The sequence below is a fragment of the Pseudochelatococcus contaminans genome (assembly GCF_014195635.1).
GTDB classification, from domain to species: domain Bacteria; phylum Pseudomonadota; class Alphaproteobacteria; order Rhizobiales; family Beijerinckiaceae; genus Pseudochelatococcus; species Pseudochelatococcus contaminans.
The window spans coordinates 23,536-38,349 of the sequence record NZ_JACICC010000007.1 but is presented as its reverse complement, the minus strand read 5'-3'; the positions used below and the strand labels follow the sequence as shown (position 1 = coordinate 38,349).

The window sequence follows — 14,814 nt, the reverse complement described above, 5'->3', positions numbered from 1 at the left end:
TCAAATTATACTGTTGAAGTTATCGATATGAGCCGCCCGGCCCGCATAAGCGCCGAAGCCGGCCATCGCGCAGCATAGCGCCACACAAAGGCAGAGTGGCACCGTCCAGCTACTCGACATGTCGTGGACAAGCCCAAGCAGCGGCGGCGCGGCAGCGGCCATCGTATAGCCGACACTCTGCGCCATGCCGGACAAGGCGCCGGCCTGGCGCACAGTCGCCGCACGTAAGCTGACAAAGGACAGAGCCAGAATGAAGGTTGCTCCGGTTCCGAAACCGAACAAAGCCGCCCAGATCAATGCCCATCGGGGCGCGACCAGCAAGCCGAGCAGGGAAATCGCCACGATCAGTGAGGTAGCGCAGGCGATGCCACGCTGATCCTTGAAGCGCTGTATCAAAGGCGCAATCACCAAACCCGGAACCGCGGTGGCGAGCTGGGAGACGCCATGAAGCGCCCCCGCGGCTTCCGCCGAATAGCCGCTTTCCGTGAGCATTGCAGGCAACCAGGTTACCACTGAATAATAAATCAGCGAGTTGAGGCCGAAGAAAAGCGTGACTTGCCAGGCCAAGGGTGAATGCCAGATTGGCCCGCTGTGCGGCGGCGTCGCCGTTTCGGCGGGCGGCCTGCTGCGGTTCAGCAACTGCGGTATCCAGACGATTATCGCGACAACAGGCAGGACGATGAAGGCCGCAAGAGACCAATTCCATCCCGAGGACGGCAGCTTCGCGATCGGCACCGCGAGAGCCGAAGTCAGGGCCGCCACCAGACCGGCCACCAGCGCATAGGCCCCGGTCAGGCTGGCAATATGGTCGGGAAAGTCGCGTTTGAGCAACGCCGGCAGGAGGACGTTGGCGATGGCGATGCCGATGCCGATGATCGCGGAGCCGATGAACAGCATCCAGACCGCGCCCATGGATCGAAAAAGCACACCGCCTCCGATCACTATCAGCGCAAGAAACAGGCTTCGTTCAAGGCCGTATTCGCGGGCGAGCAATACGCAGAAGGGCGATGCGAAGGCGAAGGCCAGCAGCGGCAAAGTCGTCAGAGCGCCTATTTCCACCGTTCCAAGGGCGAAATCAGCGCGAATCATGCCGAGCAGCGGCGCAATTCCGGTGATAGGCGCACGCAAAGAGGCGGCGATCAGCAGGATGCCGGTAATGAGCCAAAGTGGATGGGACAGGCTGAAAGAACGCTTTCTCATAAGATGCCATGGGTAACGATGGAGGGTTCTCTGTTCATACCGGATCGCCTTGACTTTGGATTTCAATATATTGACAAAAAATATTTGCATCATGCCAAAAGTGGAGGCCATCTCGCATGGATTACAGCTGCCTCGCCACAGACGACTTCGATCCCGATGCTTCCCGCAGCCCTGCGGTTGCGTTGCGTCTCGACTTCTCGAACTACGAGGTGGAGATACCGGCGCATCGGCATCGAAAGGGTCAGCTCATCCTTGCTCTGCACGGCGCCGTGACCTGCACCGCGGCGAACGGCATGTGGATCGTGCCGCCCCATTGCGGCGTCTGGGTGCCAGGAGGCGTGATGCACAGCAACCGGGCAACGGTTAACGCTCGCTTGGCATTCTTGTTTGTCGAGCCGGGTGAAGCCGCGTTGCCGCGGCATTGCTGCACCTTGGCGATCTCGCCGATGGTCCGCGAAATGATCGGCCATCTTGCTACAAGGCCAGCCGACTATGCCCGCAACAGCCATACGGGGCGGCTGGTCTGCGTTCTGCTCGACGAACTGGCCCTCATGCCCAAGGAGCAGTTGAAGCTCCCGGTATCGGATCATCCGAAAATCCTGCGCATTGCCGAGGCGTTGACCGTCGATCCGGCCGATCGCTCCACACTGGCCGAATGGGCGGCACGCCTGGCTCTTGGCGAACGCTCGCTGGCGCGGCTGATGGTTCAGGAAACTGGCCTACCCTTCGGAAGATGGCGCCAGCAACTACACCTCGTCGTGGCGCTGCGCGAACTCGCGGGTGGTGCGAGCGTCCAGCAGGTCTCAAACCTGCTCGGCTATGAGACCGTCACTTCCTTCATCGTCATGTTCAAAAAGGCGCTGGGCGAGACTCCGGCGCGGTATTTCGCCAACCGATAAATGGCAGTGTCCGACGGCGAGAATCTTGCCGAAAACTTTCACGGTCAGGATGCCTCGATCGCTGATCGTCCTGTTTCGCATATCTGATCCAGTCCATATGCCCGGCCTCCGCTTGGTTCTGGCCATCCGCGACCTGTTCATGGAGGATCGCGGCGGCTTCTACGAAGATACCGCGCGGTTGGAACGGATCACCGCCGAGGTTCGGAATAAGTATCAAATAATCATTAGAAATAATACGAACAGTTTCATCAAAAATTTAATAATTATATATTGTATTTATTATAAATTTATTTGATAATATATTGAATATTTCATGACAATTAGTATTAATAGTTGATTTTATTTCAATAATTTGCATGATTGACTCCGCACTCCCAAGCGCACGATTCAAACTGCATATGATGGGGCTAGAAATGCGTTATTCTCTGCTGAAAACTTTACTGCTCAGTTCCTCGCTGGCGATTGTAGGTTCCAGTATCGCTTATGCGCAAGGCGCATGGGTTGCGTCTCCCGACGCAATCGGCGGCTCCCTGCGGGCAGGCTCACGCGAAGCGCCGGTGCAGCCGGGTGATGAGACCCAACTTCTTGTCCGCAATGCCAAGCCAGGCTCCACGATCACGGTGTTACGCGGAACGGAAGTTCTGACGACGGAACCAGTCACCGTAAGCGAAAAGGGCACGGTTTCGATCCCGTTCAAGGTACCAGCAAATGCGGAAACGGGTAATCATCCGCTCACGGTAATCTCGAACAATCCTGCTGGCGTGCAGTTGGTCAATCTCAAGTTGTCCAGGGTCGTTCCCGCCTCCAATGCCGAAGCCTTCGACAAGACATCCGCCAAGGTGGGCGAACGCGCCTATCAGTCAGCGGTATCGAAGGACGGCAAGCTCTATGTCGCCTCGGCGCGCGGCACAAAGGAAGAAAGCCGCCTGCTGCGCCTCGACGCCAAAACGCTTCAGGTCGAGGCCGAGGCCAATATCCCCGCTTCTGCCGATAAAAAGGATGGCGTGATCGACGTGTTCGGCGTTCAGGTCGATGATGAGCACAACCGCGTCTGGACCACGAATACGCTGAACGAGACTGTCACCGTCTACGATGCCGGAACGCTGGAGCCGGTCAAGGTCTTCGAGGAAGGTAGCGTCGTCCATCCGCGCGACGTGGTAATCAACCCGGCCACCAACCGCGCTTACGTCAATGCTGCTTTGACCAACAAGGTCGAGGTATATGACACCGAAAAGCTCGAACATGTCGGCACGCTGGCTTACGATGCCAATCGCGGCCGGGAGCTTTTCAGCACCGTCTCGCTCGTGCTCGATCCAGAGGCAAACCGGCTTTACTCCGTCAGCCGTGACACACCCTGGTACGGCTGGATCGACCTTCAAACCGGCAAGAACACCACTATCCGCGTACCGGGGCTTTCAGGCGGATCGGGTATCGCGCTCGATCCCGATACCAGCCGCGTCTGGCTGTCAGGACAGGATTCAAACAACGTGATCCTGCTCGACGACGCAGGCAAGGTTCTGGCAGATACCTACGTCGGTGCAGGCGCTGTCAGCGTTGCCTGGGATCCAGTCACCAAGCAGGCCTACGCCGCGACCCGCGCCGGCGGCACCGTGGCGGTTCTGGATGCCGACGGCAAACTCGTTGCCAACCTGCCGGCGGGCGATCTGCCGAACCACGTCGCAGTCGGCCCCGATGGCGCGGTCTACGTCGTGACACTCTATGGCGCGGCAGGAGATAAAGACCCGACCGGCTCAGTGACCCGCATCACACCCAAGTCATGAAGCCGTTGGCGTGCAGGCTGCGCTTCAGCCTGCACGCCCCTTCGGGCGAAGAGCGCGTATCATCGGAGCACCCCGATGTCATTGAAATTGCGTCAGAGTTCCTTTTTGCAACCTAATTGACAGACGGCGTTTTCATCATCGGCCAGAAGGCGTGGAGCCACAATGCGAAAGCCGCCGCCCACAGCAACGCGCCGAGCACGTAATGCACGCCGAACAGAAACGTCGCGATGCCGAGTTCCGGCAGTGTCCGCACGAGAGCGGCGGCGGCCATCGTTGCAACGGCGGCGTGCGCCTGCCACGGCAGCAGCAGATCGCGGCCCGTGTGAAACAACCCTGCTATAATGAACACCGCCATGATGGCCATGCCGAGCGCGCCAAGCGACAACAGATGCAGACCTGTGGACGGCATGAACACCACGTCGCCGGCGGCGATGCCAAGCGAACCAAGCCCCAGCACGAAAAAGCCGGCGCCTGCGAACAGATTGGCCAGAGCGAGCACCAGCACCTGCGTTTGAAACAGCGCCCGGCCGATGAACCATTCGGTCAGCCTGTCCATGAACGCCGCCCCGGCGGCGAGCGCCAGGAAGGCCGGTGCGAGCGATTCCGGAAAAGCCAGCATGGACACCGCGTAGAGAGCCACTAGTCCCGCCGCCAGATTTTGCCGCCCCGGATGGGGGCGATACGGCGTCGTCTCGCGGGTGGGGTCGAGCGTGCGATTGATGACCACCACGCCGATCCGCGCCACGGACAGGGCGAAAAATATCATGAAGATGCACACCGCCGCGATCAGCAGGCTATGCGACAGGTCGAAATCCTCCAGAAACCACGCTGTGCGGATGGCGACTTCGGTGATGGCGAAAAGCGCCGTCCAGACAAGAAACGAGCTGTTGCGCGTGGTGCGGCGAAGCAGCAATGGCCGCGCCACATACCAGCCGAGCACGCACAGAAAGGCCGTGTCGGTCACCCCGGCAAGCGGCGAAAGCACATCCGCACCGACGAGGCCGACTAGACGACCCGGCAACCAGAGAAACAGCAGCAGCAACAGCGCCTTGCCGCGACGAGGCGGCGTATCCGTCCACTCCGGCATGGCGGACGTTAAAAAGCCCGCCAGAGCCATGGCATACGTGCCATAGATCATCTCGTGCGCGTGCCATTGACTGGATGGAATGCTGCCTGAAAAAGGCAGGTCGAGACCGTAAAGCACGACCCACACAACCGGCCACAACGCGCCATGCAGCGCCGTGACCGGAAAGAACAGCCGCAACCCCTCCGACAGCACCGGAGGCAAATCGGCGGGCGACGGCGCGTGGTGACAGCCGCTCATGCGCTCACCCGCCGGTCGGCGTCGAACAACTCCGCGAAGACGGCCTCATGCGACCAGCTCTCGACGATATCGAATATGGCGCGATTGTCGCGCGTTCCCGGCTCTCCGGCGATGATGCGCTGGTCAACCACGCGCCCGTCAATGGCCGACAGCACGATGAGGCGATGCGCCACCCGCACGGCCTCCGCGAGATCGTGCGTGACGAACAACGCTGAAAAATGCGCTCGTGCCGCCGCTGCGATCACGAGATCCTGTAACACCCGTCGCAGCCCGACATCGACGGCGGTAAACGGTTCGTCGAAGAACACGACATCCGGCTCCACCGCCAGCGCCCGCGCCACGGCGGCCCGCTGGCGCATACCGCCGGACAGCTCAACCGGGTATTTGGTCAGATCCTCCGGATCCAACCCCACCTCCAGTGCCCGCGCCGCAGCGATGGCATGGCGGCGGGAGGCCGCGCAGCCGGAGACCTTCAATCCGTAGGCGATGTTGTCTCGCGTTGTGAGCCATGGCAGCAGCCGCGGCTCCTGAAACACAACAGCGTGGCGGCGATAGTTGCGATATACCCTGCCCCGCAACGGCTCGACGAGACCGGCCGCAATCTGGAGGATCGTGGTCTTACCGCAGCCGGACGGCCCGACGAGCGCCACCACTTCTCCCGGCCGCAGCACGAGATCGAACCCCTCGAAGACCGTGCGCCCCAGCCACGAATGCCCGACGTCCTGCAACACGAGCTTCGCCTTTTCATGCGGCATCATCTTTTCACACCCCACGGCAGCCCGGCGCTGCGCCAGCGCTCGGTCATCTCGCGTATCGGATTGAGCACGCCGTATTCGCTGATCAGCGCAAAGGCGACCACGAGAACGATCCATGCCATGACGAGCGGAATATCGAACAGCGCCCGTGCGGTCGCGAGTTCGCCGCCAATGCCGCCGCTGTTGGACAGCAACTCCGCCATCACCGTTACCTTCCACGCACTGCCGATGGTGGTCGTCCACGCCGGGAACAGATAAGACAGCAGATGCGGCAGGGTGACGGAGCGAAAGCGCGTCAACGCGGAGGCTCCGAACGAACGCGCCATCGCGTCGAGAGCCCTGTCACGGGTGGCGACGCCCTCAAGCGCTCCCGCAAACGAAATAGGGAACGAGGCGAGCACGACCGTCAGCACGGCGGCACCGCCGCTCGACCCGAACCAGATCAGGGCGAGCACGATCCACGCAATCGGCGGGACACCGAGGATGACGGTGACGATGGGCCGCATGATGCGCATGGCCGCAAACGAATAGCCCGCAATAGCCCCGGCCAGCGTGCCGATGCCTGCCGCGAGCAGAAACCCCGTCAACGCGCGCCATGCGGTTTCGGAAGCCGCGCGCGCGAGTTCCGGCCCTTGCAGCAGGCCGAGCAGCACCTGAATTGTTTCCAGCGGCGCAGGCAGAATGAACGAGCCGTAGATCTCGTGTCCGGCCTGCCAGGCGGCTGCGAGGCAGAGCAGGCCGGCAAGTCCCACCCATCCGCTCCAGATGTAGCGACCGAACCATTCGGCGGCATCGACAAGCATACGTCCGGCAGACGCGAGCCTGCCGGGCGCATCCGGGCGAGATGCCGGAACGCCTCCCCCCTCAGAGGGCGAAGAAACCGTCATCAGGCAACTTTCCACCGATAATGCGCGGATCTTCCTGCGCCAGCGCCTCGAACAGCGTGGTCAATGCCGGCTTTTCCGCGCTTGCGCGGTTGACGACGAGGTTGCTGAACGGAATCGCCTGCGCGATGACAGGTGCGGGCAGTTCGAGCGTCTGGGACACGGCAGCGGCCGCCGCCGCCGGATCTTTCTGCACCTGCGCAAGAGCCTGCTCAAGCGCGGTCTGTAGCGCCGCCAGCCCATCGGCGCCAAGATCCGCGCTGAGTTTTTCCGTCACCGCAAGCCCGGCCTGCGGGATGACGGACGTGCCCGTAATGGTCTTCCACACCTCCTGTGCGCTGACGGCCCGCTCAAGCTTCTTTCCCGCCACGGAGGCGCGAAGGATGGCGGCGGTCGCCAGCGGTTCCGTCAGGAAGGCCGCATCGACGCGCCCGGTCAGCAGCATCTGCATGGCCTCAGACGGCGAGCCCGAATAATCGATATCGAGATCGGAGGTCGCGAGTTTCGCCGAAACGAGCAGGCGGCGGAAGATCAGATCCGGCATATCGTTGCGGAATGGCACCGCCACCTTGCGCCCGCGCAGGCTGGCGATGTCGGTGACCGTGCCGGAGGGCGCGACCACGAACAGCAGACCGTTCGTGAGCACGTTGACCAGCCGCACACCAAGCCCGCGGTTGTAGAGGTTGGCAGCGACATATGTCGGGACGACGGTGGCGCCGAACGTGCCGGAGCTGATGCCAGCCCGCAGTTCATCGGGGTTCTTCCACGTTCTGAAAGATGCCTCGGGCGCAATATGCTTCAGCGCGCCGCTGGCCACAGCCTGAGCCAGCACGATGGATGGCGCGGCAGGCGGCCCCCAGAGTACCAGCGGCGCAGCGGCGCGCGCCGCAAGCGGACGGAAGGATGTGCCCGCAGACAAACCCGCAAGCGCCAGACCTGCAACAAATGAGCGGCGACTGACCATGATTATCTCCTTATCCTGCGCAAGCCCGTCAGAAGCTGGCCTTGACGCCGGCATAGAATCCGCGCCCGTCGCCAGGCAGGAATGCCGACTGATCGGCACGCGCCTGGTCGACGATGACGGTGGAACCGGCATAGGTTTCGTCGAATACGTTCGTGACCTCGCCAAACACCGTGAAGGTGTCGTTGATGCGATATTCGGTGCGTAAATCGACGACCACCCATGAGTCGGCATAAAGGGTGTTCATGTTATCTACGGGCGTGCGCGCCGGGGACCAGCGCACCGAACCCTGAAGCGTCCACGCATCCGTGGCCTGGAACTGCAACGCGGCGGTTACGAAATGACGCGGCGCGCCGGCCAGTTGATTGTCGCCGCGCAGGGGATCGTTGTCGAAGCGGAAATCCTGATAAGTGTAGGCAACCCGCCCGGACCAGCGATCCCACAGCTTTGCGCCCGCGCCCAACTCAACGCCGAAATGCGTCGTCTTGTCGGCGTTGATCGCGCCGATTGACGCGCCGGTCGCATCTCTGAGATTGAGAAGCTCGTTGTCCACCCACGAGTAGTAGGTAGCGGCATCCCAGGAGAAATTGCCGTAGCGGCCACGCCAGCCGGCCTCGATGGTGGTTGCCGTCTGCGCGTCGAGATTGGGCGTTACGAACGCGGCGGACGCAAGCAGCGGGCTTGCGGGGTTGGGCCGGCCGGGCGAGCTGTTGGGCGTGCCGTTGACGGTGGCAAGCAGGTCTTCATGGCTCGGCGGCTCGAAGCTGCGGCTGACGGCGGCGAACAGGGTGTGGTTTTCGGTCGGCTGATAGGTCAGGCCGAGGCTCGGGCTCCACCCGTCATAGGAGCGGTTATAGCTGGTACTCTGCGTTGGCACCGCCCCGTTTGGCAGCAGGTTCCATGGCCGCGCGGGCGCGAAAGCCACCGTCGGGCGCGTCGCAGCCGTCCAGTTGTCGGTGTTCTTGCGGGATGCATGGGAGTAGGAAATCGCCGGCGACAGCGTGAACTTCTCCCACAGCGGAATATGAAAACCGGCGTGCAGCGACAGCGTCGAGGCGTCAAGGTCGCTCTGGCCGAACTGAGGCCCCTGCTGTCCGGCGATATTGAGATAATTGCCGCGATCAGCCGAGCCGATCGTGTAGAGCGCCGTCGTTTCGAACAGTGGCAGGGGCCGGGCGGCATCGGGCTTGTAGGCATAACGCCCCAGCAACGTCACATCGCCGCCCTTGGTGGTACGCACGCCGGACGAAATCGGGAATCGGAACGTATCGTCCGTGTAGGTATAGCCGATGGCGCCGTCGAGGATGTGAGAGCCGAATGTCGCCGTCGTGCGCGAACCGACGAGGAACTGACTTGCTTCGCGGCGCGGCCTGTCACGATGAACGTTGGGGCCGGGATAGATGGCCCCGGAAGGCGTCACGATAGGGCCGTTCCAGTTCTGCGACGGGCGCGCCTTCAGCGCATCCCACGGCAATGGCCCGGCCACGTCGAAGGCGAGATCGCGATAGCTGGCGAAGACGCGCGTCTTGACGTTCTCCGACCACGAGAAACCGACATTGCCGCCAACCACTACGCGGCGTGAGCTGTTGTAATCGCGGAAACCGTCCCTGCTGCTGAAATCGGCCTGCAACAGCCCGTCATACTTCTCGCCGCTGAAGCCGGTGCGGCCCGCCACATTCACCTGGCCGAAGCTACCGCCGCTGGCGGAAATGCTGGTTCCCGGCGCGCTGATACCAGTGGGCGAGATGAAGTTGACAGCGCCGCCCAGCACCGTCGCGCCCAGCCGGTTGGCCGTATACCCGCGAAACACCTCGATGGCGCTTGCCTGCTGCGGATCGGCGAAGCCAACGATGTAAGACCCGTCCGCGCGGTTAAGGGGCAACCCGTCCTGCAACATCAGGATGCCGCGCTCGACGGGGTTTTGCTGCAACCCGGAACCGCGTATCTGAATGCGGGGCTGATCGTTGCCGCCGAAGAAGTTCTGCACGATGACACCCGGCACGCTCTCCAGCGCCCGCGCCATCGTCAGGTTGGCTGTCGGCCCGATAGCGTTGACGTCCACAAGCGATACACCGCCGGCAATGGCATTGAGCCGCTCTTGCAGCGCTTCGAACTCGGCACCCGAACGGGACGCTTCAACGACGACCGGATCCAGCTCCAGCACCGTGCCGGGAGAGGCCGATTGCGCCAGCGCCGCATGACTGACAGTCGATAGCAAAAACGCCGCCGCAACAGGCGCCGCCCTCCTGACCAAGCTCCTGTTACTTCCTGTCATCGCCAGCCAAGCTCCTTGTTATATTGGACTTATTATAAAGATGAACATGAAATGCATCTTTATACATCAAAATTCATGTCCGCCTTGGCAAGTCAATGATCCATCGCAAAAAGGGCGATACAAAACACCAGGGTTTATATCCCAAAGACGCGCCGGTGATGAGCCAGGTTTTGCTCATGAGACTCTCCTGCAATTGACATGATCAATGTAGGAGGCACAAATTGATGATATAATAGGTTTAATACTGCATAGTATTGCGATAGACATTCACCAATGGATCGTCCGAGCCTCAACGACCTTGCGGCGGGAAGGCTGCGGATCAATGCCAACAAGGGCGCGGCATCCTTAATGCTTCGCGAGATCGCGCCCCGGTTCCTGACCCAATATCCGGATGTCGAGTTCGATATCGTCTGCGATGGCAGGTTTGTCGATATCGTCGAGGCGGGCTTCGATGCCGGCGTGCGGCTCGCCGAAGCCATTCCGCAGGATATGTTGGTCGTCAGGATGGGTGGCGACATCCGCTTTCTTGCGGTTGCTTCCCCTGCCTATCTGGACAGATGCGATCACCGCAGACGCCTCACAGGATCTTTACCGACATCGCTGCATCCACCAGCGCCTGCCGAGTGGGAAACGCTATCGCTGGGAATTCACCCGCCATGGCGAGGAAATGGCAATCGACGTGCCCGGCGCCCTGACTCTGGACGACAGTGAATTGATGGCGGAGGCGGCTGCGGGCCGACTCGGCATTGCCTGTCTTGCGGAGATCTTTGTGCGACCCATGCTGGAGGACGGGAGCCTCGATTGCCGCACCGGCGCAGTTCAGCGCAATACGGCTGGCGCGGTTCCAGAAGTTGTTTGCCAGGGTAGAGGCAAACAAGGCCAGCACCCCTGAAACAATCCAGAAGCGCAACTATTCATCAGGAGCGCCCAGCTGGCTATTCAATCCTTAAATCATCATGACCGCCTAAAAACCCCTCCGGTGGAGCCGGAGGGGGAGTTCATGGGCGTTTCCTGATCAGATTGGTGTTACTGTAGGCTCAGAACGTGTTGAACTTGTAGTTCAAGCCTGCACGGATGACGCCGAATTCGGTGTCCTTGCGCTTATTGTAAACGGTCGGCACGAAGTAATTCTGATCTTCCTTGCCGAGGTTGACGTAAAGACCTTCGACGCGTGCCGTGATGTTATCCGTAAAGGCATATTCGACACCGGCACCGATCGTCCAGCCGGTCCGCGTGTCGCTGTCTTGCGAGTAGTAGATGCCATTATAAACGAAGCCGTTGTCGTTTCCGCCGCCGCCATAAGCGAAACCGCCGGTGCCGTAGATGAGCGCGCGGTCAATGGCAAAACCAACACGGGCGCGAACTGTGCCGAACCATTCAATGCCATTCGACGTTGAAGCAGCGCCGGTGTAGCTCCATGCGTTGTTGCTGTCGCCCTTCAGGTCGGCGTAGTTGATATCGGCCTCAACACCGATGACGAACTGGTCGATCTGATAGTTATAGCCGATCTGACCACCGCCGGTGAACCCGCCATCATCATTGTTCGACTTGTAATAGCCGCCGTTGACGAAGGTGCCATTGTCGTCATTGGTGTTCCACGCGTAACCAGCGTTGACACCAACGTAAAAGCCGGTCCAGCTGAAAACGGGAGCCGTGATCGGAGCAACCGGCTCGATCTGGCGGCTGGGAAGGTCTGCTGCGAAGGCCGCGCCTGATGCGAGGATACCCACAGAGGCGGCGCCTCCCAGCAGCATCTTTCTGACAATGCTCATGCGTTTCATTTTTCTCTCCTGAACGCGGTGCCCCCGCCGGAAGATGTCGGCATTTTCCCGTATTTTCCTCGCTTTACAGCATCTTGCGGAGGATGACGGAATTTGTGCCCGCATCTATTTACAAACAGGGTGATTGTATATATGCATAAGGAGAAATGTCAATCGAGGACCATTCATGTCGAAATCGATCACCAGATTTGTTGGCGTGTGTTGTCTTTTTGCACTTTCGACCTCTTCATCCTGTCAATGGTTGGGCGGGGGCAATGTCCGAGCCAGCGGGTCTGTTGACGTGATGTTTGGTAAGCAGTGGCGTTGAAGTCCGTTTCAAATAATATAGATGGCGTATCGTCTCTCGAGTAAATTTTAAGTTTTACTCGTTGGGTATACGCTGGATTTATTATTTGAGAGACCGTTCATTATGATCGATGGCGGTCCGGCTTCTTCAATGTAAGAGATTTATCGATTCCTCCCCGGAGCTATACGGGTGAGGGAGGGGAAGATGTCCGGTATCGCCCCTCACGACCGGACATCACCGGGGCGCGCATCCTGAAGAACCGTGCGCGTCCCGGAATTCCTCCTTGCCGTGTGTCGCGGTTGCTGGTCGCGTTACAGGAAGTTTGCGCTGATATTCCGCAGAGTATTGGCTTCAAAAGCTCATAAGACAAGAAACTCAACTCATTGAAATATCTCAACTGATAGGAACGGCTATCATGAGTAATCTATCGCCATATACACCTGACGAGATCATCAAAAAATCAACTGTCAGTTTTGGAGCTGCATTCGATTACACAATAGATGTGTGGCAGCGGATGATGCTTTTCGCGGATGTCAGGCGGCAGCGCGGCGACCAATATCGCGCGCATATGAGTGAAACCGCTCCGAACGTGCTGAGTTTCCCATCGGAATTCGTCATGGATGGCCGCGATCTTCCACGCCCCGTGAATTATGGGCTGCTCCGCATCATTCCACCTGAAAATCGCCCCGTGGATCCGGAAAAGCGGCCTTTCGTTATCGTCGACCCACGTGCGGGTCATGGCCCGGGAATTGGTGGATTTAAGGCTGATAGTGAAATTGGCGCAGCTCTTGAGGCAGGGCACCCGTGCTACTTCATCGGCTTTACGCCAAATCCCGAGCCGGGGCAGACAGTGGAAGATGTCATCCATGCGGAGGCTGCCTTTCTTGAGCGAGTGATTGCGCTCCATCCCGAATGCGAGAAGCCTGCGGTGATCGGAAACTGCCAGGCTGGGTGGCAGGTTCTGATGACGGCGGCGCTGCGCCCCGAGTTGTTCGGACCGATTATCGTCGCCGGTGCGCCTCTGTCGTATTGGGCGGGCTGGCCGGGCAAGAACCCGATGCGCTACGCTGGTGGGCTGCTCGGTGGAACCTGGATGACAGCACTGACCAACGATCTAGGGAATGGTCAGTTCGACGGTGCTACGCTGGTGCAGAACTTCGAAAATCTCGATCCGGCCAATACCTTATGGAAGAAAAGCTACAACCTGTATGCCAACATCGACACTGAGGCAGAGCGCTATCTTGGATTCGAGAAATACTGGGGTGGGTACGTACTTCTGAACGATGTGGAGATGCAATACATCGTTGACGAGCTTTTTGTCGGGAATCGCCTTTCATCCGCCGAGATTGTCACCTCGGATGGGATACGTCTTGATTTCAGGAATATCCGTTCGCCGATTGTCGTCTTTTGCTCACGCGGCGATAATATTACACCGCCGCCACAGGCGCTTGGGTGGATCTCCGACCTTTACCAATCCGATACGGAAATTCTCACCCATAATCAGACAATCGTTTATGCGATGCACGAGAGCATCGGTCATCTCGGCATTTTCGTCTCGGGCGCCGTCGGCCGTAAGGAACATCGCAAGTTCGCAACCAATATCGAACTCATAAACTTGATGCCGGCAGGGCTCTATCAAGCTGTTATCAGTGACAAGGATGACAGCATGGCCAGGGCTGATCTTGTCAATGACGAGTATGTCATGGCCATAGAGCGGCGTGAACTTGCCGATGTCCGTCAGATCGTGCGGAACGAGCCGGAAAGCGACCGGCGTTTTGCTGCCGTGGCCCATCTCTCGGATATCCATGTCGGGCTTTATCGCAATTTCGTTCAGCCTTGGGTGCGGGCTGTGGTGACACCCCAATCCGCCGATGTCTTGCGTCGTCTCCACCCTTTGCGGATATCCTACGAGCACTGGTCCAGCGGCAGCCTGCTTGCTTCGGCCGTTGAAGGCGCTGCCGCTGTTATTCGAGAGCAGCGCATGCCCGTTGCCTCCGAGAACCCGTTTTTGAAAGCTCAGGAAGATGTGTCACGGGCGATCGTGTGGGCTCTGGATGCCTGGCGTGACGTCCGCGATGCGGCCTATGAACGCTATTTCGAATGGGCATACAGCTCTTCATTGTTATCGGCGCTGTCGGGTCTCGATGCTTATCCCGGAAAGCCGGTCCGGCCCTTGCCCGGCACGGCGCCGGAGCACCGCGCGCTGGTTGAGCAGGAGCTGTTGCGTTTGAGAGGCGAGTTTGAGCAGGGCGGCTTGCTCGAAGCTGGCATTCGCGCGCTGGCCTATGTCGCCCGTTCTCACCCACGCGTCGATGAACGACAGTTTAATCTGGCTGTGGAGCTTGCGCCGAGCCTCGCGCACCTATCCCCGGAAGCATTCCGGGACGTTGTCCGCCGCCAGAGCGCGCTGATGAAGCTTGACGCGGACGCGGCCATCGCCGCTTTGCCCGTGCTGCTTTCCCGCGCCGAACCAGCCGCAATTCGCAAGGCGGCTGAGGTGATTTCTCTCATCGGCACACTTGATGGCCTGTCCTTGGATGAGCGGAATATGAACCTCGGCAAGATGATCGACGTATTTCACGTGGCCGCCGCGCACGCGGAGAAGACATCGGCAGCCGGCGATGAGAGCGCTGGATCCTAAACCGGAACAGACAGTCGCGGCACATCC

Annotated in this window: 12 protein-coding genes; 5 read left to right on the top strand and 7 right to left on the bottom strand. The window is 59.9% G+C overall.

Translation table 11 applies throughout. The features are described 5' to 3' along the window. The gene (locus FHS81_RS13240; RefSeq protein ID WP_183753710.1) at positions 1-1,200 is read right to left on the bottom strand and encodes an MFS transporter; all 1,200 of its coding nucleotides are present in this window, start codon (positions 1,198-1,200) and stop codon (positions 1-3) included. Positions 1,201-1,316: 116 nt separating this feature from the next. On the opposite strand from FHS81_RS13240, the gene FHS81_RS13235 reads away from it, so the two are divergent. Both FHS81_RS13235 and FHS81_RS13230 read left to right on the top strand, forming a co-directional pair. After that, positions 1,317-2,099 (top strand): AraC family transcriptional regulator, encoded by a 783-nt coding sequence (locus tag FHS81_RS13235; RefSeq protein ID WP_183753708.1) that lies wholly within the window; start codon positions 1,317-1,319, stop codon positions 2,097-2,099. A gap of 413 nt (positions 2,100-2,512) precedes the next feature. After that, positions 2,513-3,880 (top strand): YncE family protein, encoded by a 1,368-nt coding sequence (locus FHS81_RS13230; RefSeq protein ID WP_183753706.1) that lies wholly within the window; start codon positions 2,513-2,515, stop codon positions 3,878-3,880. 112 nt (positions 3,881-3,992) lie between these two features. On the opposite strand, the gene FHS81_RS13225 is transcribed toward FHS81_RS13230, so the two are convergent. From FHS81_RS13225 to FHS81_RS13205, 5 genes are read right to left on the bottom strand one after another with little or no spacing between them, the layout of a single operon-like run. Further along, positions 3,993-5,204, bottom strand: coding sequence for an NnrS family protein (locus tag FHS81_RS13225; protein WP_183753704.1), 1,212 nt, complete (start codon positions 5,202-5,204; stop codon positions 3,993-3,995). Further along, positions 5,201-5,962 (bottom strand): ABC transporter ATP-binding protein, encoded by a 762-nt coding sequence (locus FHS81_RS13220; protein WP_246375014.1) that lies wholly within the window; start codon positions 5,960-5,962, stop codon positions 5,201-5,203. Before FHS81_RS13220 ends, FHS81_RS13225 begins: the two co-directional genes overlap by 4 nt. After that, the gene (locus tag FHS81_RS13215; RefSeq protein ID WP_246375013.1) at positions 5,959-6,846 is read right to left on the bottom strand and encodes an ABC transporter permease; all 888 of its coding nucleotides are present in this window, start codon (positions 6,844-6,846) and stop codon (positions 5,959-5,961) included. Before FHS81_RS13215 ends, FHS81_RS13220 begins: the two co-directional genes overlap by 4 nt. Continuing rightward, positions 6,824-7,807 (bottom strand): ABC transporter substrate-binding protein, encoded by a 984-nt coding sequence (locus FHS81_RS13210; RefSeq protein ID WP_210281692.1) that lies wholly within the window; start codon positions 7,805-7,807, stop codon positions 6,824-6,826. Before FHS81_RS13210 ends, FHS81_RS13215 begins: the two co-directional genes overlap by 23 nt. Positions 7,808-7,835: 28 nt before the next feature. Next, positions 7,836-10,058, bottom strand: a complete 2,223-nt coding sequence (locus tag FHS81_RS13205; protein ID WP_246375012.1) for a TonB-dependent receptor family protein — start codon at positions 10,056-10,058, stop codon at positions 7,836-7,838. 294 nt (positions 10,059-10,352) lie between these two features. On the opposite strand from FHS81_RS13205, the gene FHS81_RS13200 reads away from it, so the two are divergent. Next, the gene (locus FHS81_RS13200) at positions 10,353-10,790 is read left to right on the top strand and encodes a LysR substrate-binding domain-containing protein (RefSeq protein ID WP_343052487.1); all 438 of its coding nucleotides are present in this window, start codon (positions 10,353-10,355) and stop codon (positions 10,788-10,790) included. Beyond that, the gene (locus FHS81_RS19195) at positions 10,684-10,971 is read left to right on the top strand and encodes a LysR substrate-binding domain-containing protein (RefSeq protein WP_343052493.1); all 288 of its coding nucleotides are present in this window, start codon (positions 10,684-10,686) and stop codon (positions 10,969-10,971) included. The genes FHS81_RS13200 and FHS81_RS19195 overlap by 107 nt, the downstream gene beginning before the upstream one ends. 145 nt (positions 10,972-11,116) lie before the next feature. Here the strand turns inward: FHS81_RS19195 and FHS81_RS13195 are convergent, their stop codons facing one another. Next, positions 11,117-11,851 carry an outer membrane protein gene (locus tag FHS81_RS13195; protein ID WP_183753700.1) on the bottom strand — a complete coding sequence of 245 codons (735 nt, stop codon included), beginning with the start codon at positions 11,849-11,851 and terminating at the stop codon, positions 11,117-11,119. Positions 11,852-12,561: 710 nt separating this feature from the next. Between FHS81_RS13195 and FHS81_RS13190 the strand changes: the two genes are divergently transcribed. Continuing rightward, positions 12,562-14,787, top strand: coding sequence for a DUF3141 domain-containing protein (locus FHS81_RS13190; RefSeq protein WP_183753698.1), 2,226 nt, complete (start codon positions 12,562-12,564; stop codon positions 14,785-14,787). The last annotated feature ends 27 nt before the right edge of the window (positions 14,788-14,814 follow it).

Coding starts and splice junctions, on each gene's coding strand:
- FHS81_RS13200 (WP_343052487.1), top strand. CDS start 10,353: ATGGATCGTCCGAGCCTCAACGACCTTGCGGCGGGAAGGCTGCGGATC.
- FHS81_RS13195 (WP_183753700.1), bottom strand. CDS start 11,851: ATGAGCATTGTCAGAAAGATGCTGCTGGGAGGCGCCGCCTCTGTGGGT.
- FHS81_RS13240 (WP_183753710.1), bottom strand. CDS start 1,200: ATGAGAAAGCGTTCTTTCAGCCTGTCCCATCCACTTTGGCTCATTACC.
- FHS81_RS13190 (WP_183753698.1), top strand. CDS start 12,562: ATGAGTAATCTATCGCCATATACACCTGACGAGATCATCAAAAAATCA.
- FHS81_RS13235 (WP_183753708.1), top strand. CDS start 1,317: ATGGATTACAGCTGCCTCGCCACAGACGACTTCGATCCCGATGCTTCC.
- FHS81_RS13225 (WP_183753704.1), bottom strand. CDS start 5,204: ATGAGCGGCTGTCACCACGCGCCGTCGCCCGCCGATTTGCCTCCGGTG.
- FHS81_RS13220 (WP_246375014.1), bottom strand. CDS start 5,962: ATGATGCCGCATGAAAAGGCGAAGCTCGTGTTGCAGGACGTCGGGCAT.
- FHS81_RS13215 (WP_246375013.1), bottom strand. CDS start 6,846: ATGACGGTTTCTTCGCCCTCTGAGGGGGGAGGCGTTCCGGCATCTCGC.
- FHS81_RS13230 (WP_183753706.1), top strand. CDS start 2,513: ATGCGTTATTCTCTGCTGAAAACTTTACTGCTCAGTTCCTCGCTGGCG.
- FHS81_RS13210 (WP_210281692.1), bottom strand. CDS start 7,807: ATGGTCAGTCGCCGCTCATTTGTTGCAGGTCTGGCGCTTGCGGGTTTG.